The following is a 3,100-nucleotide window of genomic DNA, read 5'->3' as shown; positions in this document are numbered from 1 at the left end:
TGACCCACAATACTCAACTAGTGGCACAATTAAAGGATAATTATTATCCAATAATGAGCTCAGCCACACTCAACACGGTTATTTTAGACCAAATTGCCGAGCGATTTAACCTTGCTGTGACGCTAGGTGATGAAGAGTTACTTGAACAAAATAAATTAACATTTGATAGCTTACTATCTAATTTTAAACAACAAAAACTCTTACAACCTTCACTATCTTTATCAGTAGAACGCTTAGAGAAAACTGCCAGCAAATATTATAATGGCACGTATGATGTTGCATTTAAAATGATACAAGGAACATTAGATTTATCTCGCGCAGCATCACTGGCGGCTGAAAATCATAAGATACTAGACACTTTATCTAATGATATGGTCGATTTTAGAGAGCAGCGTTCTGATGAATTTGATTTTATTGTCCAGACCTTAGAAAACGAAAACGCTCAATCTCAACGTTATATGTTAATAATTGGCGGCATTGCCTTAACGTTACTCAGCATATTTGGTTTCTTTGTTGTGCAAGGTATTCGCAATGATCTCAAAAATATTAGTGATAAAATGCGTGATATTGCTGAAGGTGACGGTGATTTAACCGTCCGTCTTGTTCATGACAAACGTGATGAGCTCGCGCAGCTTGCCCATTCGTTTAATGCTTTTGTCGAGCAGCTGCAACAAAACGTAACGGCAACAATAGAGAATGTCCAAGGGCTAAACACCATTGCCAATACATTAGTACAATCTTGCCAAGACTCTAATCAACTAACCACAAAGCAACACCTTGCTGTCGATGAAGCGACCGAGTCACTTAACCAAATGTTTGAGGGTGTCAGACACATCGCCATGAATGCGAATGATACTGTCGCATCAGCGCAAAGCGCCAACATTCAGGCACAGCGCGGTGAAGAGCAAGTCAATCAGACGATCAAATCGGTTCAAAACCTAACAATAGATGTTCGCTCAGCCTCAGACGTTGTACGTCAACTCGACACTAATGCACAAAGCGCTGGCTCGATCCTAGATTCCATCAGTTCGATTGCAGAACAAACCAATCTGCTTGCATTAAATGCAGCGATAGAAGCCGCTCGTGCCGGTGAGCAAGGCCGAGGATTCGCAGTTGTAGCTGATGAAGTAAGAACGCTGGCATCCAGAACACAAACCTCAACGCAAGAGATTCAGCAAGTCTTGGTACAGCTTCAAGATCAAACCCGCACGGCTGCAACCATTATCGCAGAGAGTGCTGAAAAAGCAGAAGCCTGCGTTGAGCAATCCCTTGTCGCAGAGCAATCTCTGCGACAAATCACGACGGACATGGTCGAGATTAACGAACGAAATGAAAATATTGCAAGCGCTACCGAACAGCAAGAAAACTCATCTTCCCGCATACAAGAAGTGATTGGTGACATTTCTCAAATGGCGAGATCGACCTCTGAGGCGGTCGAGCATGTCAATCAAGTTGCTCTGGAAATGAATACGATCACAAGCAATTTAAATCAGCTGACTGCTCGCTTTGCCTAAATATAAAAAATAGTACGTTACTTATGGAGTTTGTAATGAAAAAACAGTGGTTGCTTCTTTAATCGCGCTATCCTTTGGCGCTAGCGCTGCTAGCTTGGATGATATAAAAATTAGTGGTTTTGGTTCTGTTGGTATTGGTAAATCTAACAATGATGCAGGATATGCTGGTTACACCAGCGAACGAGCTGATACTAAGCAAGATACCATTGGTGGTATTCAATTTGACTTTGATATCAATGACAAAGCCAAGTTCACTACACAGCTTGTCGCCAATGGTCGTTATGACTTCGAGCCAACCATCGAAGTGGCATACCTATCGTATAAATTCGATGGCTTTACGGCTCGTGCGGGCAAAATGCGCACCCCGCTTTTCATGTACTCAGACTACCTAGATGTCGGTTATGCCTACCCGATGATTCGTCCTTCTCAAGAGGTTTACGAGCACATTATCATCAACAGTTACACTGGTGCAGATCTTTTAATTCCTTTTTCTATTGGCGAAACAACGCTGCAAATTCAACCCTTTGCAGGCGTTTCTCAGGTAGAAGAGCGTGATTCTACTTGGGGTGAAGTTGATCTTAACCAGACCGTTGGTTTAACTGCCCTTTGGTATGTTGATGACTTTACGTTCCGAGGCTCTTATGTGTCGGCAAAAACAAGCTACTCAGCACCTAGTAACTTAACGGTTCCAGGCGACTATGCCGAACATATCTTAGATGATAAAAATGCATCATTTATCTCTTTAGGTGCTCAGTATGATAACGGAGATTTCCTTGCGGTTATCGAAGGTATGGACATGCAACTTGAAGGTCGTTATTCAGACGTCCGCGCTGTGTCTGGTTTAGTCGGCTATCGCATTGATAGCGTAATGCCATACTTTTCAATGGGCTGGAATAAAACAACTGACAACGATGAACGTGACTCGGCTGTACCTGGTACCCCACCAGAATTACATTTCGCAGAACAAACTCTAAATAACTTTGAGCGTTTATCCTATTCAGCCGGCACTCGTTGGGATTTTGCGCAAAATATGGCGCTTAAACTTGATGTCACTTATGTTGATTACCGCGACACCTCTGGCGGCTTGGTAGGCAATATTAATACCACTGATGGTTCAATCAATGAAAAGAACTCATTGGTTTATTCCGCCACTGTAGACTTTGTATTCTAAGGAGAAATTTATGAAAAAAAGACAGCCTTAGTGCTTACAGGCCTCTTGTCTTTTAACGCTCACGCGGGCTTTGTCGTCATTGGCAACCCCGCTGGTGTAGATGCTTTAACAAGCGGCGAAATCAAGCAACTCTTTTTAGGCAAAAAAACTCAACTTAATAATGGTCAAACGGCCAACTTAGTTGAGCTAAAAGATGGTGATGCACAACGTATCGCCTTTCATGATGCCGCAACTGGGCGCTCTGAATCGCAACTTCAATCGGCATGGTCTCGCCTTGTCTTTACCGGTAAAGCCGAAGCGCCAGTGCAGGTTGCTGACTTCGGAGCGGTAGTCAGCACCGTCGCGGCGGATGCTAACGCTATCGGCTACATTGATGAGTCCGCGCTTACCGACAACGTTAAAGTATTGTTTAAGT

The 3,100-nt window shown here is 43.3% G+C and carries 3 protein-coding genes; all 3 read left to right on the top strand.

Annotation, left to right across the window (positions count from 1 at the left end; translation table 11 throughout):
• The coding region (locus M9196_RS23105) for a methyl-accepting chemotaxis protein (RefSeq protein ID WP_250619856.1) at positions 1-1,514 on the top strand (1,514 nt) is incomplete at its 5' end.
• A 46-nt stretch (positions 1,515-1,560) separates the two neighbouring features.
• On the top strand, positions 1,561-2,685 hold the full coding sequence (locus M9196_RS23100) for a porin (RefSeq protein WP_250619855.1): 1,125 nt from the start codon (positions 1,561-1,563) through the stop codon (positions 2,683-2,685).
• A 30-nt stretch (positions 2,686-2,715) separates the two neighbouring features.
• Positions 2,716-3,100, top strand: a 385-nt coding sequence (locus tag M9196_RS23095; protein WP_250619854.1) for a phosphate ABC transporter substrate-binding protein, incomplete at its 3' end; no start/stop codon positions are given.

The organism is Vibrio methylphosphonaticus (assembly GCF_023634655.1).
GTDB lineage: Bacteria > Pseudomonadota > Gammaproteobacteria > Enterobacterales > Vibrionaceae > Vibrio > Vibrio methylphosphonaticus.
The sequence above is the reverse complement of the archived record's forward strand: the minus strand, read 5'-3'. Positions and strand labels throughout refer to the sequence as shown.